Source organism: Maritimimonas sp. 2405UD52-3, from assembly GCF_056591715.1.
The window spans coordinates 121,374-137,594 of the sequence record NZ_JBWQOL010000004.1 but is presented as its reverse complement, the minus strand read 5'-3'; the positions used below and the strand labels follow the sequence as shown (position 1 = coordinate 137,594).

Sequence of the window (16,221 nt, the reverse complement as noted above, 5' to 3'; positions counted from 1 at the left end):
TTTAGTTTACTGTTAAGGTCACTTTTTGTAAATCTTTCTCTAAAGAAGAAGATCCCACTGATATTGTAAACGTACCGGGCTCTACTTCTTTTTTCATTTGTTGGTTTAGTATTGCCAGTTCTTCGAAACCTAATTTAAACTTCACACTTTTTGTTTCACCTGGTTGCAAGGTAATACGCTCAAATCCTTTTAACATTTTCAAATAACGTCCAACAGATGCAAAATCATCTCTAACATAGAGCTGAACAACTTCATCACCAGCTCTCTCCCCTGTATTAGTAATATCTATTGACACCCAGGCTGTTTCATTACTAGCTACTATTTCTTTATCTAATGTTGGTGTACCATATTTAAATGTGGTATAACTTAATCCATATCCAAATGGAAATAGCGGTGATTTATCGCTAAACTTATAAATACCTTTACCGCTTCCGATAAAATCAGGACGTTCCAGATATGTGACTGGAATTTGTTCTGCTGATCGCGGAAATGAAACTGTTAATTTACCTCCCGGATTGGTGTCACCAAAAATGGCGTCTGCAATGGCATCACCAGATCGCATCCCAAGATACCATGTTTCCAATATTGAGGGTATGTTTTCTGCGATATAATTAACTGAAAGCGGACGACCATTAATTAAGACAACAATAACTGGCTTACCGGTTTTATGAATGGCTTCAACCAATTCGTTTTGAACGCCATATAAATCAAGATTTGATCTATCGACACCTTCGCCTCCAGTTCTGCGTGAACCTCCAACAAAAAGAACAACGGCATCCGATTTTCTTGCAGCGGCTATAGCTTCAGAAAAACCCTCCTTTGAATTACTTAATAGCGAACATCCTTGGGCATAGTTAATCTTTACCTTTCCTTTTACTTTATTGGTCAATCCTTCCAAGGCTGAGACGTAGTAAGGTGGTAAGCCAGAGTAACCACCTAACAAAGAATAGGTTCCTTTCGATGGTCTTTCTTCTGTTGAATTGGGGCCAATAACTGCCAAAGAATTAATGCTGTTGATATCCAATGGTAATAAGTTATTCTCATTTTTTAACAGGATAATCGCTTTTTTTGCCATTTCATAGGCAAACTCCTGATGTTCTTTTTTACTGACTACAGTATCGGTTTTTGCTTCTTTTAAATCAGAACCAAACAACCCTAATTTATATTTGGCGGTGAGAATTCGTGAGGTAGCTCTATCAATATACTTTACCAATTCAGGATTTTTCTCAAGTGTATCTTTCAATACCGTTGAATGGTATGCATAAAATTCTAACGGTTTGCCTAAAACCAAATCCATATCAACTCCTGCCTTGAGGCCGAGTATTGCCGCTTCAGCTCTTGTTTCTGTGATATAGTGCATGGTTTGTAGTCTGCCAACATCATTATTATCGGAAATTATAAATCCGTCGAATCCTAACTCGTCTCTCAACAAATCATTTAATAACCAACTATTCATATGACAAGGCACCCCGTTATAATCTTGATGCCCTGGCATTATACAAGCAACTTTGGCCTCTTTTATTGCTGCTTCAAACGGAGGTAGAAAGATTTCGCGCAATCGACGCTCTGACATATCACTAAATCCCCCGTTGATACCTCTTCTATTTTCAGGATATCCTACAAAATGCTTGGCAGTTGTTAAAATATGATTTTCATCAAATCGCTCTTCTCCCATTCCTTGCATACCTTGAATAAAGGCAACTCCCATACGTGATACTAAATATGGGTCTTCACCATAAGATTCTTCAACCCTACCATAACGTGCATCTCCCGAAATAACGTCTAGATTAGGAGAATAACAATGTGTGATGTTTAATGCTCTTGCTTCTAGGGCAGTTTGCGAAGCCATTTTTTTTATGAGCTCAGGATCCCAGGTGGAACCGCATGCAACAGCTTGAGGATAAACTGTTACCCCATCATACCATAATCCGTGCAAACCTTCACCAAACTTCATAAATGGAATACCCAGCCGATCATTGGCTGGGGCATCTTGTGTCATTTCGGCAATCTTTTCCTCTAGCGTCATTTGCCTAATAAGATCCTCAACTTTTTTAGCAATTTCTGAATCTTCCTGACTCAGGGTTTTAGAAGTAGTTTTCTCCGAATTACAATTCAATAACAAGAATGCAAAAAAGCTAATAAATAATAATTTCCTCATATGTTTAATTTTTAATGTCAAAATTCCTTAATCCCGGAACAATCTTTATTTTTAAGTACTCTTTATTTTCTAGCCATTTTAAAACTATTAATTTTTGACTTTTTGAATCCCAAATAAAATCGGAAGGATCTAAACCTTTAGGGCATTTATAGGTTTCAAGTCCTACGTTTTTTAACGGATTAAAATACATGACTAGATCTTCATTTATTAGTAGCGAAAAACCATCAGGATAATGCCTATTCGCTCCAATAAATATTTTGGACGCTCCTTTTGTATTATCTGGTTTTATTTCAATATCTAATGTTCTTGTTGCGTGATTGTATAAAAATGATTGAATATTTCCTGCAATCGTCTGAGGAAAAGGTCTGGAAATAACATCTGTAATATACTTTCGTTCGACCGTGCCGGCATCTTTTTCATCACTAAATATAGCCCATGTTGACGGTCCACCCGGTAGAAAGTTTTGCATGCTGCGATTACCCAAAAACCAGGCTTTGATGGAACCAACACCCATCTTATCAAAAATCATGGCTGTCCTAATATAAAGTTCTCTGTACTTTAGTTGCCCCAATCTACCTTCAATCAATGTATCGGTCGCTGCAAAAGTGGGAAACCCCCATTCTCCAATAAGAATTGGAGCATTTAGCAACTTTGATTCTTTATCAAAGCGATCCATTACAGGTTTTATATAATCAATTTTATCCTGGTAAATATGAGGAGCGAAAACAACATTATCTCTATTAATAGATACCTTAATTTCTGCATATTGATTGTTATCAATACCCTCACCTTTATTCATAAAAATAGACTGAATCAAAATCTTTTTATGGGCATTTATTTTTTGACTTTCATCAATAATTTTTTGATAGAGTGGGATGAGATATTTTGATGTGAGATCAGAATAGGATATTTTCATCGTCAGTTTTCTTGGTTCATTCACTACATCATACCCCAAAACAGATGCATTATCTGAATAGCGATTCCAGATAACTTTCCATGCGTTTATGTAGGTCTTTTGCTCACCTTTTTTACTTTCCCAGAATTCTTCCCAAACAAAGTCTTTGACACCATATACAGTCATTTTAAATACCGTTTTTATGTCAGAATTTCTTCCTAGATCTACTAGTGAATCTAACTTTAAGAGATAATTAGATTCGAGTTTAGCACCTGGGAAATCACTTAATTTACCCAGTTCTAATCGTATAACCTGAACGTTAGCGCCCATTCTTACCATTCTGGCGTAATCATCGCTATTGAAGAAAACTTCGCCTTTGTGATCATTTGTATTTACCACGAAACCGCGAGGGATAAAATGTCGGCCTTGCTGATCTCTCAGCCCATGTTCTATTTGAGAATAGGCCAGAAATGAAGTTAAAAAAGATATCGCAAAAACAACTTTTAATTTCATTAAACACAGAAATAACAAATATCAGAGCAAGATAAGTTTCGTAAATAGTATTTGTACCCTGTACTATACTGTATTCCTCTTATAAAGCTACTTTTATTAATATCATATTTTGTTGAAAAACCAAGAATTGCTTGATATGGTTTTTTGCGAACTAATTATGAGGGCACAAATCTGTAGAAAGCATTTCATTTAAAATGGCTCAGGATGGTTCAGGATGGTTCATTTATTTTATATTAGTTTTTTTGCTAAAACAAAAAAAAGCCTCATGAAAAGTTTAAATTTTAAACTTGGGTCAATTGTCTTATTAATTGTTTTTATAGGTTTCGTTTCTTGTGAAAAAGATGATACTCCTGTTGAAGACATACAAGAAGCAATTATAGAAGAAGAACCGAGTGATGAAGAAACAGGTGAATTTACCACTTGTACAGCTGCGGGAACTAATACCGTTAGAGAAACGGATATAGTAAATCCTATTAATGTAGGAACAATTGACGATAGAAGTTGTTACGCTAATTACAAAGAAAGTACTATTTACGGAAAATTTTGGGGTGTATACAACATAACGACAGGTTCAAATCATATAGATACTAACGGTTTACAACCGAGGATAGAACGGTCATTAAACAGATCTCAAACTACAGGAGTAGGAAGTTATGCCAGATTTTCAGGAATAGTTAGAATCATTGAAGTGGGCGATACTACAGGAGACAATGATGATGGTAGCTATTTTATGCAAGCTAAAGGCAAACACACTGGAGGTGGGGGTTCAGCTGATCCGGCGATTTGCTTGTATTTGGCAAAACCTGTTTATGGAACAAATAGTAAAGGTGAACAAGTTCAAGTATCATTCGATATCTATAGAGAACAAATTAATTATAGAGGTGGATCAGGAGCGGAAGGAAGGGATTTTATTTTTCTGAAAAACATTAAGAAAAATGAGGCCACAGACATTGAATTGGAGGTAGGGTTTAGACAAGATCCTGATGACGCTACGAAAAAAATACAGTACGCAGATGCAGTAATTGGAGGAACAGTTTTCAATTGGAATATTCCAGAACCAGAAAGAGGTACGCAGTCTGGTATTCGATATGGAGCATATAGAGTTAAAGGAGGCAGGGCTCAAATTAGGTGGGCAAGTACTACGTATGAAAAAGTAGAAATAGACTAGTTTTTTTCGAGGAGATTAAGTTTTAATCTTGAAGTATATAAAAAGGTTGGGAAATCCCAACCTTTTTATATTTCATTTATCTAGGTTCATGAAATTAAACGACGCCATAACTGATCTTAAGACAAGATAAATTTCTCATAAATAGCATTTGTCCCTAAAACTAATTAGTACTTACTTAACTAGAACGATATGGTAAAAGAAAGAAGACCGAAATAGTTTATTTCGGTCTTCGATTGTATAAAAACTAACTAACTCAAATACTAATTCTTATCTATATCCATTATTTGTTGGATCTGATTCTAATAAAGCAGGATTTAATTGTAATTCTGATAATGGTATTGGCAACAGAACATGGTAATCTTGTATGTTTGCACCTGGAGTATACGTTTTAAATTCTGCATTACGAACAACATCCAAATAAATGCCCCATCTAATTAAATCGTATCTTCTGTGTGCTTCAGCCGCCAGCTCCCATTTACGCTCATCGTAAATGGCTTCTCTAAATTCTTGTGGACTCAAGCCCACAAGTTCCCATTCAGCTTGTGTGGCATACGCACGTTGACGTATGGGATGAATGTATTGATATGCATTCGCAGGACCATTTAACTCATTTTCACACTCTGCAGCCATTAAATAAACATCCGCCAATCTAAATACCAATCTATTGTCGCCATGATTAAAACGGGGCGAAGTCTCAAAATTGAGATTCATGAACTTAGGCATATAGGTATGATTTAATTGAAAGCCCTCGTAAGAACCCATAACATTCAAAGGTCTTCTTAGATCGTTCAAAGGAAACTTTTCAGCAAAGTCTTTTGATGCTATCTGAAGTCCAGTACCATTAAATTCTTCTCCATTAGCTGCCAAAGCCGCTCTTAATGGATCCCTATCTGCTGCATTAGCAGGCTCATCACGTATACGGGGATTAAACAAACTTGGCCTCCAATAATTATTTCCAGCAAATGCACGGCCTGGAAACGCTGGCTCAAATTGACCTGTAATGTCCTTAGCAAAATCTAAGGACCAAATAATTTCTGCATTATATTCGTTTTCTGGATCAAATACATCTGCATAATTAGGTAGTAAACTATGAGGTGACTGATTTATTATCTCAAGACATTTATCTAATCCTGCTTGCCAATTTTCAGCTTTCATATGTATTTTAGCTTCTATAATAGCTGCAGCCCACTTAGAGGCCCTGCCTCTATCCTCAGCTGGAAATACAGATGGCAGATTATTTTGTGCAAACGCTAAATCTTCTAATACACTGGCTAAGATAACTTGTTGATCAGTTCTTCCTAGTGCACCAATCTCTTCTAAGGTAAGAACTTCCGTATAAAAAGGTGCGTCGCCCCAAAGGTTAGTGATGTGCCAATAAGCCATCGCACGTATGAATCTAGCATCTGCGATAACATCGGTCTGAACATCCTCTGAAATCGCTGCATTTCCTGAAACCCTATTAATAATAACATTGGTATTTAAAATAACTCTATACAGATTCTGCCAAGTATCTGCTACACTCATTAACTGATTTGATAGGTCAGCAGTTACTTCACTCAATGTGTAATTACCCATTACCTCGAAAATTGGATGCGTACGGTTAGGCTCTATAATATCCACCCCGTTGTCGTACCAATTATCTAGTCCTGCTTGTCCATAAATAGAGTTATTTTTAACTATGGAGTAAATGCCTGTGATACCTTGTTTGGCATCCGCGTCCGAGGCAAAGAAATTTTCCGGAGAAATAATATCTCGTGGTTCTTCTTCTAAAAAATCTTCACAACTAAAACTTGCGAAAATTAGAAATACGTATAAAAATATATTTTTTGTTTTCATATCTATTCTTTAAAAAGTTACGTTAAGTCCAAAACTTAAAACACTGGCATTGGGATACTCTCCTCCGGCAAATCCCTGAGCTATATTTCCCAGACCGGTTCTACCATATTGACTCGTCTCTGGATCAATTAGTCTAAAATCAGAAAGGATAAATAAATTAGTTCCAGAAGCGTAAATTTGCATATCCTTTACACCTTTCCATCCGATTTTTTCAACGGGTACATTATAAGCAAGTCTTACATTCTTTAAACGCAAATGTGAGCCGTCTTCAACATCGACAGAATTGGGAACATAAGCTCCTTCAACGAATCCTGGTCTAGGAATGTCAGACGTTGGGTTCTCAGGTGACCAATAGTTAGCAACTTCGGCATATTTCGGAAGCTCCCCGCGAATGAAAAAACTATTACGCGTTCTAGTATTCCAAACCTCATTACCAACAGTACCTTGAATAAAGATACTTAAGTCGAAATTTTTGTAAGAAAGATTGTTTTCAAATCCATAAATTAAATCCGGAAATGGGTTACCCAGCACCACATAATCCTCTGGGGTAATATCACCACTCCCATCTAAATCTTCATATCTAGGACCACCAACAGCATTTGTTGCAGGATTTTGTCCTGAAGCATCAATCTCATCTTGACTTTTCCAAGTTCCTAAATACCGTGCTCCTGTAAATACCGGAACGGTTTCTCCAACAATTATTCTTAAGTTTCCTGCTCCTAAAATTGGATCTGTAATTACATCTATAAATTCTTGACCGCCAAGATCCAATACCTTATTTTTATTAGAAGAAAGGGTTATGGTGGAATTCCAATTGAAATTATCCGAGCGAACGTTAGTAGAGTTCACAAGAAATTCCCAACCTGTATTCTCTAAAGACCCTACATTCTGTAATTGACTTGTGTACCCAGTTTGCCTAGGTATAGTTACATCTAATAATAAATCTTCTGTTTCTTTACGATAGTAGTTAAATTCTGTAAATACTCTACCTCCAAAAAGCGAAGCTTCCAAAGCAATGTCAAATGACGTTGTTGTTTCCCATTTTAAGTTTGGATTTTCCGGTCTTCCCAAGACAACACCAGGAAGCTCAGCACCGTCAAAAGAAGTATTTCCCTCAACTAAAACACCTAAGGTATTGTAGGGTGAAATGGCCTGATTTCCGGACTTACCGTAACTAGCTCTTAATTTTAAATCTTTAAATATATTTTGATCTTGCATAAATGGTTCTTCTGTAATCTTCCAAGCTCCGGCTATTGAAGGATAAAACTCGTATTTATTACCAGGAGCAAAAACAGAACTTCCATCATTTCTACCAACCAATGTTAATAAATACTTATCCTTGTACGAATAATTAATTCTTCCGAAAAAGGAAACTGTTTGAAATTCACTGAAGCCTGAACCTACTACATTTCTCAGTGGATCACTTCCCAATCCTAAGTTGTTGAATGTAATGGCATCAGTTGTAAAGCCAAAAGCTTGTGCAAATGAAGTTTCTACAGTATTTTTCTGGAAAGAAACACCACCTAAAACCGTATAGTTATGATCTTCACCAATTATTCCAGAGTACTGCACTGTGTTTTCATTGTTCCATCCGATGGAAGATGTCGTGCTTACGCTAGCATTACTGTCTCCCGGTTGTAGATCTGGTCGTTGGCTAGATATAAATCGGTTCCTTTTAGAATTCGTAATATCCGGATTAAAAGTAGAACGAATAATTAAATTTTCAATAGGGCTATACTCTACATATACCGTACCTAGCAAATTATTTGTAAAAGTCTCATTTATATCTAATTGTGATGTGGCAACGGGATTGTTAAACGGATTACCTGTTACTTCATTTGCCCCGTTAAAAGAACCATCATCATTAAATACGGGCTGGGTTGGTAAAATACCAAGAAGACCTCCATAAGACACAAGAGCATTATCCTGTTTAATTCTTGAATAATTAATGCGAGTTCCTATTTTCAATTTGTCACTTAGTTTAAAATCTAAGTTAGACCTAAATATATATTTTTGTATTCCTGAATTCTCTATAAGACCATCTTGTTCGAAAAAGTTTAACGAATTATAATAGCTTGCACTTCCATTTTCTGAAGAACCAGCTACAGAAACATCCACATTATAAATAGGTGATGCGTCTAATAAAAGGTCTAAATAGTCATTATCTGGGTAGTCAGATGCATTTCCAGGAAATGGCTCGGCCACACCCCTAGCTATAGCATCAGCGTTGGTATATTCTATTTGTTGTGCCTGATTTAGGTAATCTGGCCTTTCCGGCACTAATTGTGTACTCGTATAAACACCTACACTTATTTGTGGCTTACCACCACCAATGTTAGCACCATTTTTGGTGGTTACTAAAACAACCCCGTTAGCACCCCTTGAACCATAAATAGCAATTGAAGAAGCATCTTTCAGAATCTCAATAGATTTAATATCATTGGTATTCAGGTTATTCAAATTGAAGTTTGTGCCCACAATAATACCATCGATAACCCAAAGTGGTTCATTACTCCCTGTTATTGAGTTACCTCCTCTTATTCTTATGGCTGTGCCTGCTCCAGGTGCTCCGCTTACTTGTGTCACCTGCACACCGGCAGCTCTACCCTGCAATGCTTGATCTACTCTTGCTACAGGCACAGCTGTTATATCTTCAGAACTAACGGTTGCTACCGATCCTGTCAAATCAGATTTGCGTTGTGTTCCGTAACCAATAACTACTACTTCATCAAGAGTATTGCTTGGTTCCAGCACCACGTTAATTTCTGTTTGGTTACCAACCAAAACTTCTTTCGCGCCATATCCGAGGAATGAGAAAACAAGTGTATCCGTCGAATCTGCATTGATGGTATACTTCCCGTCAAAGTCGGTAGTTGTACCTGTTGTAGTACCTTTGATCGATACCGTAGCTCCGGGCAAAGGCTCGCCCTCGGCGGTCACGGTACCAGTTACCGTTTGTGCATTTGTCATTGCCATGCAAAACAACATTAATAGCAGACACATCCATGTTCTGCAAGAGCTTGAATGTGTTCTAACCTTCGTAATTAAATCCATAAAAATTAGTTTAGTTATTAGTAGAACTAAAAGTATTCTCTAAGCAGCTAATAACTGTCCTGTCGCATCTGTAACTGTCCTGTTCTATCCTGTTAACGTCGATAATTCACCGAATTATTGATCTTTGACTGCTGTGCATCCAGTAATTCTATTAAGAGTGTAAATCGTTCATCAATACAATGACTTATTTAAAATAAACACGTGTTAATATTAATTTTTTAAGTGTTGATAATCAATCACATATTTTCCTGAACCTAAAACTAAGATTGAATTATTAATAACCTGTGTTCCGTTTTCATTACTGTAGTCTTCAAACGTAGTTCCATTGATTTTCAAGGATTCTAATTCCTTCTCTGTTACTTCAATCTTAGCTTTGGTATTAAATGGAACTTCTAAGCTCATGGAAAAATTGGAACCATTCGTTTTCCAATTATTTTTAATAGTACCATATAGTGTAGGAACTGTAACTGAAGTTTGAGTAATCTCTTGGGGGAAATTTGGGTTCACTGTAAATTCTTTATATCCGGAAGATTCAAAGGTAGATTTAATTCCTCCTAACGATTCATAAAAATAAGCAGCAAAACCGCTATGCATGGGATGATTTAATGAATTCGTTGGCCCTTCCATCTTCTCCCATTCAAATTGGCGCTCTGGCCATGTACTGAACCCTGAGTTCATAACATACGTCTGACTGGGGAAATCTGGAGTTGTTAATATTTGATACGCTAAATCAGCCTTTCCATTTTTAGTTAAGACCGTATAAATATACCTGTTACCATGAATCCCCGTTGAATGATGTCCGCCTTTGACCTCAACAATATCATGAACTAAACCGTTAACTACATTCTCTATTTCCTTATCCGGTACCATTCCAAATTGTAATGCCTGTACCGTTGCCGTTTGACTTGCATACCACTTATGACCTGTTTCAGGAATATCAACTAAAAAAGTAGTATTGAATGCTTCTTTTAGTGCCTCTTTTTCCATCTTCATTTGAGCTTCATAGGTAGGGTCATTATTCATCTTGGCAAACCTTTCCATAATTCCGAGTACATCATAAAAATAGGCATTTGCCGAAATAATGGGATCGCATTCCATAGCGCCTGGGTTTTTTCTCCTATCCCAGCGTGGTGGACACCAATCTCCCATACCATCTTGCATAATGCCATTTTTGTCCTTAAAAGAAAGATAAAAGTTCGTAAGCCCCTTCATTTCTTCGTAATAGTCGCTAATGATGGTATCATCTCCGTAATACAAAAAATTATACCATGGCAGATACATGGTGGCCACGCCCCAATCTATTTTTGCATAGGTTGAAGTGCGCTTTCCAGGTGCGATCATGGTTGGTACCTGAAATTTGATATCGGGATCGTTGTGTCCTTTGGTAGGTCGCATTTGAGTACGAATGTCTTCCATGTATTTTTTATAGAAATCATACATATCATAATTATACAAGGCATATTCTGCAAAGGCATGGGCGTCGCCAAGCCAACCACATTTTTCGCGATGTGGGCAATCTTCAGGGATGCCATGCAGGTTATCAACAATCGTCCATTTGCTGATATTGTGCATTTTATTCAGTAACTCATCTGACGAACTAAAACTTCCGGTTTCCTGAATATCGCTGGCTACGAGCACTGCTTTGATCATATTGGCATCTGGTTTTTTCGAAATGCCCTTAATCTTCGCGTAGCGGAACCCATGATAACTGAATTTTGGTTCCCAAGATTCAAATGCACTACTTTTGCAGATGTATTTGTATATCTGAGGCATTCCGTTGGCCCCGCCGCCTGTAGATCCTTGAAAAATATCGGTGCCATCGGTACGTAAAGCTTCGGTAGTTGTAATTTCGATGAGCTGACCTTCTTTTTCCTGCACATTTAATTGTACCCAACCCGCAATGTTCTGCCCAAAATCAACGATCCACTCCCCATCAGCACCTTTGAATATTCTTTGAGGATCTAACTCTTTTAATTTTTTGATGGGTGGTATTTGCTGCGCACTTATTCTTTTAACTTTTGGAAAAACCTCTTTTGCATTGCCCCAACGCTTATCATTATATCCAGTCGTGTTCCAGCCATTGATCTCATATCTTGCATCATAGGTGTCTCCACCATAGATATTGTTGAATACAATAGGCCCGGTGGCTTCTTTCCAGGTCTTATCGGTAAAAAAATCGGTTTCGCTGCCATCGGTATATTTGATTTTAACCAAAAGTTTCACCGTAGGAGGTCCATATGCCAAATCTCTTTCAGATTCTGGGTCGTTTTTCCATGAAATATTTTGTCCGTAAAACCCATTACCTAACATAATTCCGAATGCATTTTCTCCAGATTTGAGCTGCTCAGTAATATCATAATGTACATAATAGGCTTGTTTATCATAGTTGGAAGGTGCTGGGTCTAACACATGGTTGCCCACTTTATTGCCATTTAAATATAACTCATAATATCCCAGGCCGCAGATATAAGCCTCTGCCTTTTCTACTTGCTTATTGATATTGGTTTGCTTTCTAAAATAACTAGCAGCAAAGCCATCAACAGGAAAAGCTTTCTTCATTTTTCCTGTTTTATAGTCTCTGAAACGGTGTGGAGATGTTCTTGTATCCTTGTTGAGGCTTATCCATTTAGAAGCACCCCAATTGCCCTCATTGATCAAACCCATTTGAAAGGTTTGTACTTTTGACCATTCTGATGGATTTCCTTTTTCATCCCAAATCCTCACTTTCCAGAAATAGGTTTGTATAGGTTGTAAAACATTTCCTTCGTAAGGAACGAAGGTAGACTTATCAGATTCCACTTTGTTAGAGTTCCAAATATCTACATCCTGTTCGTTAAGTTTGCCTTTGTCACTTGCAACCATAATATGGTAAGCAGATTGTGATTTGTTAAATCCCTCTGCTTCAATAACCCAGGAAAATCTTGGTTTTTCGCTTTCTATCGAGGTTGGATTTTCTTTGTAATTCGTTGTGACTTTCGTGAAAGTAAGCCGTGATATTTTGACGTCATCACCACAAGAAAAGAACTGGCCAAAACAAAGGATAACAAAAAGCCTATTGGAGTAGAATTTTCTTAAGATCGTATGTATTTTCTCCATCATTTATATTGAATAGTTTTCAAAAAATTGAGCGTTATGGACCCTAAGAGGCCTGATGGCATCAAGGGATTATCTTTCTTATAAAATGGTGCCATGGTAAAAGTGGTTCGCTTACCAGAGGGCCTTGATTGATTGTTGGTATACCAAGCCGGCATAATTAAATCTGTAGCACGATGCGGGCCTAATAGATATCCGTCATCATTCGCGGGATAGCGTTCATCACCAATTAATCGATTGCTCCATTGGTTGGTCACTCGAAGTTCCAAATGATTTTGACCCACTTTGATGTGATCACTAATATTTACTTGAAATGGTGGCATCCAAGCAAGCCCTGCGTTTTGACCATTAATAAAAAACTCTGCCGCGATATGCATCACACCTATATATTTTTTCATTTTCGCCTTTTTCTTTTTCTCTGTATATACACTTAAAGTTATGTTAACTTAATGGGTCGAAGGTCATTTAATCCATCTCTCTAGAAAATTGAAGCATCCAATCGACCAACTCCACCGAACTAAAAACAGCCGCATTTCCTTGAGCATGATTAGCTCCAAGAAATTCCGTATGCTTCACATTCCTGTTCCCCGCCGCTTTTAAGCGCTTCACCATCTTTCTGATGCCAGTGGCTCTATCTCCGTCATCTCCACCTGCCATGCCCCAAATCGGTAAGTTTACCAAGCGCTGCGCATCACCGGTCTCACCAGCTGAGAAACCACAGGGCGCTGCCGCCGCGAAACGATTCGAAGATTCATTGATCCAAGCCCAGGTACCCCGACCACCCATGCTATGCCCCATCAGATAAACACGATTCGCATCGATCTCCTGATAATTCTTCAGAACGTAATCGAGCATCACATTTAGTGAACTAACATCCCAATTCCCCGCCGTGTTCGGCTCCAGCAACACCAAATCATTTTTCGCAAGTTCTGCCAACCCCAAGCCTTTAACTTTCGCTGATCGGGCAAGCTGTCGCTCTAAGCTCATTTCTTTGCCCCCTCCACCATGCAATGAAATAAGTAATGGCAATTTACCGGTAGGCTTCTTCACGGGAGAAGCCAAAAAGGCAATCTTCTTCAGTTTCCCCAATTTCTTTTGCAGCTCATTGGGCCACTCAATAAGTTCGACATCGACATGTTCGAACCGATCGTTTATTTCCTCTAATGTCTTATTGAGGGCGGGATTCAAAATTGAGTCTACTGTCGTCTTTTTTTGCTCAGATTGAATTTCGTTTTGTGCCAATAAAGCCGAAACACAAAATAGATAAAGTAAAATTGAACTGATTTTTTTCATAATTCTTATTTAGTAATTCCTCAAAACTAACGTTTCGGGTGCTTTAGCTGAAAACTTGATGCTCTGAAATCAGGGAACTGTGAAACAATCTCTTCGTATTCCTCATCCTGATACCCTAAACTCGCCATACGAAATGCAGGAGCGAGAATCTCTGGCAGATAGGGAACAACCTGCTTGTAGTGCCAGACCTTAGGAGGCGAGCCTTCTGGCACTGCCTCGACATATGGTCGAAGGAATTCCAATGCTTGCCTTATGCTGCGGCCATCTCCTGTCTCGTAGCTCCACAAATCGACTCCGACCCACTCCCCGAGTGTCGCTAGCTCTATGAGTCCCGTCAAATTCATTTCGGAGTAATTAAACGACTTGGTACGACGCAGTTCCATGGGTTGGGCCCCATCCGGTTCTATTTGAAGCGCGATACGGTTTTCTTTAACCGATTCTAGCTTATCACGAGCTAGGTCATGTTGACCCAAGGCGAGCGCCATCCGCACAACTCTTACATCGAACATGGTGCCATGGTTCTGTCGCATCTGTACCTCTTCGCGACCATACTCACTATTCATAAACCAATCTAGAAAGTCCTTTATCCATATCTCCAATGCCGCCCGATCGTCTTCGCTCCAATGCGTGGATCCATCCAATAAACCCGCTGCGTCGACTGCTTGCACTACACCGCCAGCTTCGATCATCCCTATATACCGCCCTTGGTTTCTACCTGGTACGGCCTGGGCATACTGTAGATGCGGGTTCATCCGCGTTTCGGGGTCGATAAACCAAACCCGCAGGCATTGGGCTGCATGTGCCGCATACGATTCTTTATCCGTTAGGTAATAGGCTAGGGCGAGCGATTCCACCAAGTGCCCTATCTGCTGGCCGCGCGAATAGTCGGCTAAATCGGGGTTTCTGGATTCCGGATTGATTACACCATCCTTTGGCAGGTATGGCAGACCGTCTGACTTCGAAGGATCGGGCCAAAGGTAAGGCGCCTGAGTGTAGTAGTCATTCAGATTGCCAGTGACTGGATGTCGTTTTTTATCGGTTACCGTTGGGGGTTTTGTTGCTAAAGCTTCATCAGCAGCCTTTAACAGGGCCTTGTAGGCTGGCATAAGCGAGGTCTCATTTCGGGCAATGCCTTGCTTCACCTTGGGTAAGGCTCCGCGTTTAGCTCCGAAGAACCGAGGATTCTCTTTTCCAACCAGGGCGGCGGCTGACACGTCTTGTGCAAAACCCGCTTGCGGAAGAACCATAGGACTAACCGTTAAAAACAGGATTGCCAGCAGCGAGAACCGAGATAACATTATCATTTTAATCATTTAGTTACTGCCTCTTTTGATTCCATTAATTCACTACGCGTGCCATCGAGATCGTGCACATTAAACAGCCAGCGGTTGCTCCGGCCAATCATGGGCTCGTGACGTTCAATATCGGGCAAGGCATTAAACAGCATATCGCGATGCGCTTTCTGAATATTATCGGTCAAAAGGCACATATGATGCATATTACCCATTTGCTTTCGACTTGGTTTCATATCATTTATAAGAATATACTCAACGTAGTCACCTCTCTCACCTGGTATCTGCATATTCACCCAAGCATCCGGACCACCCTCCTTACGGGATCCTCGCCAGATCTCCTGAAAGCCTAAAGCGTCTCGATACAATTCGTTGGCCACCTCTTCGTCAGCTACTGTGATGCCCACATGAAGCAAACGATCGGAAACCCGCCTTGCCCCTAGATGCTTACCTCGCGTTAGCGTCTGCTTTGAACCGGGAGTATATTCAACAAAAAACAGCTTATGACCGTTCGGATCTACGAGAGCACTTTCTAGGGTACCATCGGACTTTTTTTCCACTGGTGTTGGATCTAGCCCTCGTTCTCTGAGCATTTCGACAGTAGTTTTGATGTCTGAAACCTGAAAGGCGACTTCCACTAACCGATTATCGTCCGTCCCACCGGGTTTTGAAATCAACTTCACGAATTGGTCGTCGTTGATTTTTAAATACCAAGCCTCTCTATCTTCATACGCCGCAAAGGCGAATTCGAAGCCATAAAAAGCAGTATAAAAAGCACGTGATTGTTCCAAGCTCGAGACTTGAAACGCCACATGGGCTATTCCCAATATGGGAAGTGCTTTTTCCGTTTTCTTTCCCATGGATAGAAAAGAAAGTACTAGGATGATAACGACTATTTTCTTCATATTTTTTCCGTTTA

The 16,221-nt window shown here is 39.1% G+C and carries 10 protein-coding genes; 1 reads left to right on the top strand and 9 read right to left on the bottom strand.

What is annotated here, in order from left to right:
• Position 1 precedes the first annotated feature (1 nt).
• Both AC1EU5_RS10765 and AC1EU5_RS10760 read right to left on the bottom strand, forming a co-directional pair.
• Positions 2-2,158 carry a beta-xylosidase gene (locus tag AC1EU5_RS10765; protein ID WP_480192393.1) on the bottom strand — a complete coding sequence of 719 codons (2,157 nt, stop codon included), beginning with the start codon at positions 2,156-2,158 and terminating at the stop codon, positions 2-4.
• 4 nt (positions 2,159-2,162) lie between these two features.
• Positions 2,163-3,566, bottom strand: a complete 1,404-nt coding sequence (locus AC1EU5_RS10760) for a cellulase family glycosylhydrolase (RefSeq protein WP_480192392.1) — start codon at positions 3,564-3,566, stop codon at positions 2,163-2,165.
• 265 nt (positions 3,567-3,831) lie between these two features.
• Between AC1EU5_RS10760 and AC1EU5_RS10755 the strand changes: the two genes are divergently transcribed.
• The gene (locus AC1EU5_RS10755; RefSeq protein WP_480192391.1) at positions 3,832-4,734 is read left to right on the top strand and encodes a hypothetical protein; all 903 of its coding nucleotides are present in this window, start codon (positions 3,832-3,834) and stop codon (positions 4,732-4,734) included.
• 267 nt (positions 4,735-5,001) lie between these two features.
• Here the strand turns inward: AC1EU5_RS10755 and AC1EU5_RS10750 are convergent, their stop codons facing one another.
• The 7 genes from AC1EU5_RS10750 to AC1EU5_RS10720 form a co-directional block, all read right to left on the bottom strand.
• Positions 5,002-6,570 (bottom strand): RagB/SusD family nutrient uptake outer membrane protein, encoded by a 1,569-nt coding sequence (locus AC1EU5_RS10750; RefSeq protein ID WP_480192390.1) that lies wholly within the window; start codon positions 6,568-6,570, stop codon positions 5,002-5,004.
• 9 nt (positions 6,571-6,579) lie between these two features.
• Entirely contained in the window at positions 6,580-9,624 is a 3,045-nt protein-coding gene (locus AC1EU5_RS10745; protein WP_480192389.1) for a SusC/RagA family TonB-linked outer membrane protein, read from the bottom strand.
• A gap of 210 nt (positions 9,625-9,834) precedes the next feature.
• The gene (locus tag AC1EU5_RS10740; RefSeq protein ID WP_480192388.1) at positions 9,835-12,723 is read right to left on the bottom strand and encodes an alpha-L-rhamnosidase; all 2,889 of its coding nucleotides are present in this window, start codon (positions 12,721-12,723) and stop codon (positions 9,835-9,837) included.
• Entirely contained in the window at positions 12,720-13,157 is a 438-nt protein-coding gene (locus tag AC1EU5_RS10735) for a glycosylhydrolase-like jelly roll fold domain-containing protein (protein ID WP_480192614.1), read from the bottom strand. The genes AC1EU5_RS10740 and AC1EU5_RS10735 overlap by 4 nt, the downstream gene beginning before the upstream one ends.
• 25 nt (positions 13,158-13,182) lie before the next feature.
• Complete coding sequence (locus AC1EU5_RS10730) at positions 13,183-14,010, bottom strand: carboxylesterase family protein (RefSeq protein WP_480192387.1); 828 nt, start codon at positions 14,008-14,010, stop codon at positions 13,183-13,185.
• A 26-nt stretch (positions 14,011-14,036) separates the two neighbouring features.
• Positions 14,037-15,323, bottom strand: a complete 1,287-nt coding sequence (locus tag AC1EU5_RS10725) for an alginate lyase family protein (RefSeq protein ID WP_480192386.1) — start codon at positions 15,321-15,323, stop codon at positions 14,037-14,039.
• Positions 15,320-16,207 (bottom strand): VOC family protein, encoded by an 888-nt coding sequence (locus tag AC1EU5_RS10720; RefSeq protein WP_480192385.1) that lies wholly within the window; start codon positions 16,205-16,207, stop codon positions 15,320-15,322. The genes AC1EU5_RS10725 and AC1EU5_RS10720 overlap by 4 nt, the downstream gene beginning before the upstream one ends.
• Between the last annotated feature and the right edge of the window lie 14 nt (positions 16,208-16,221).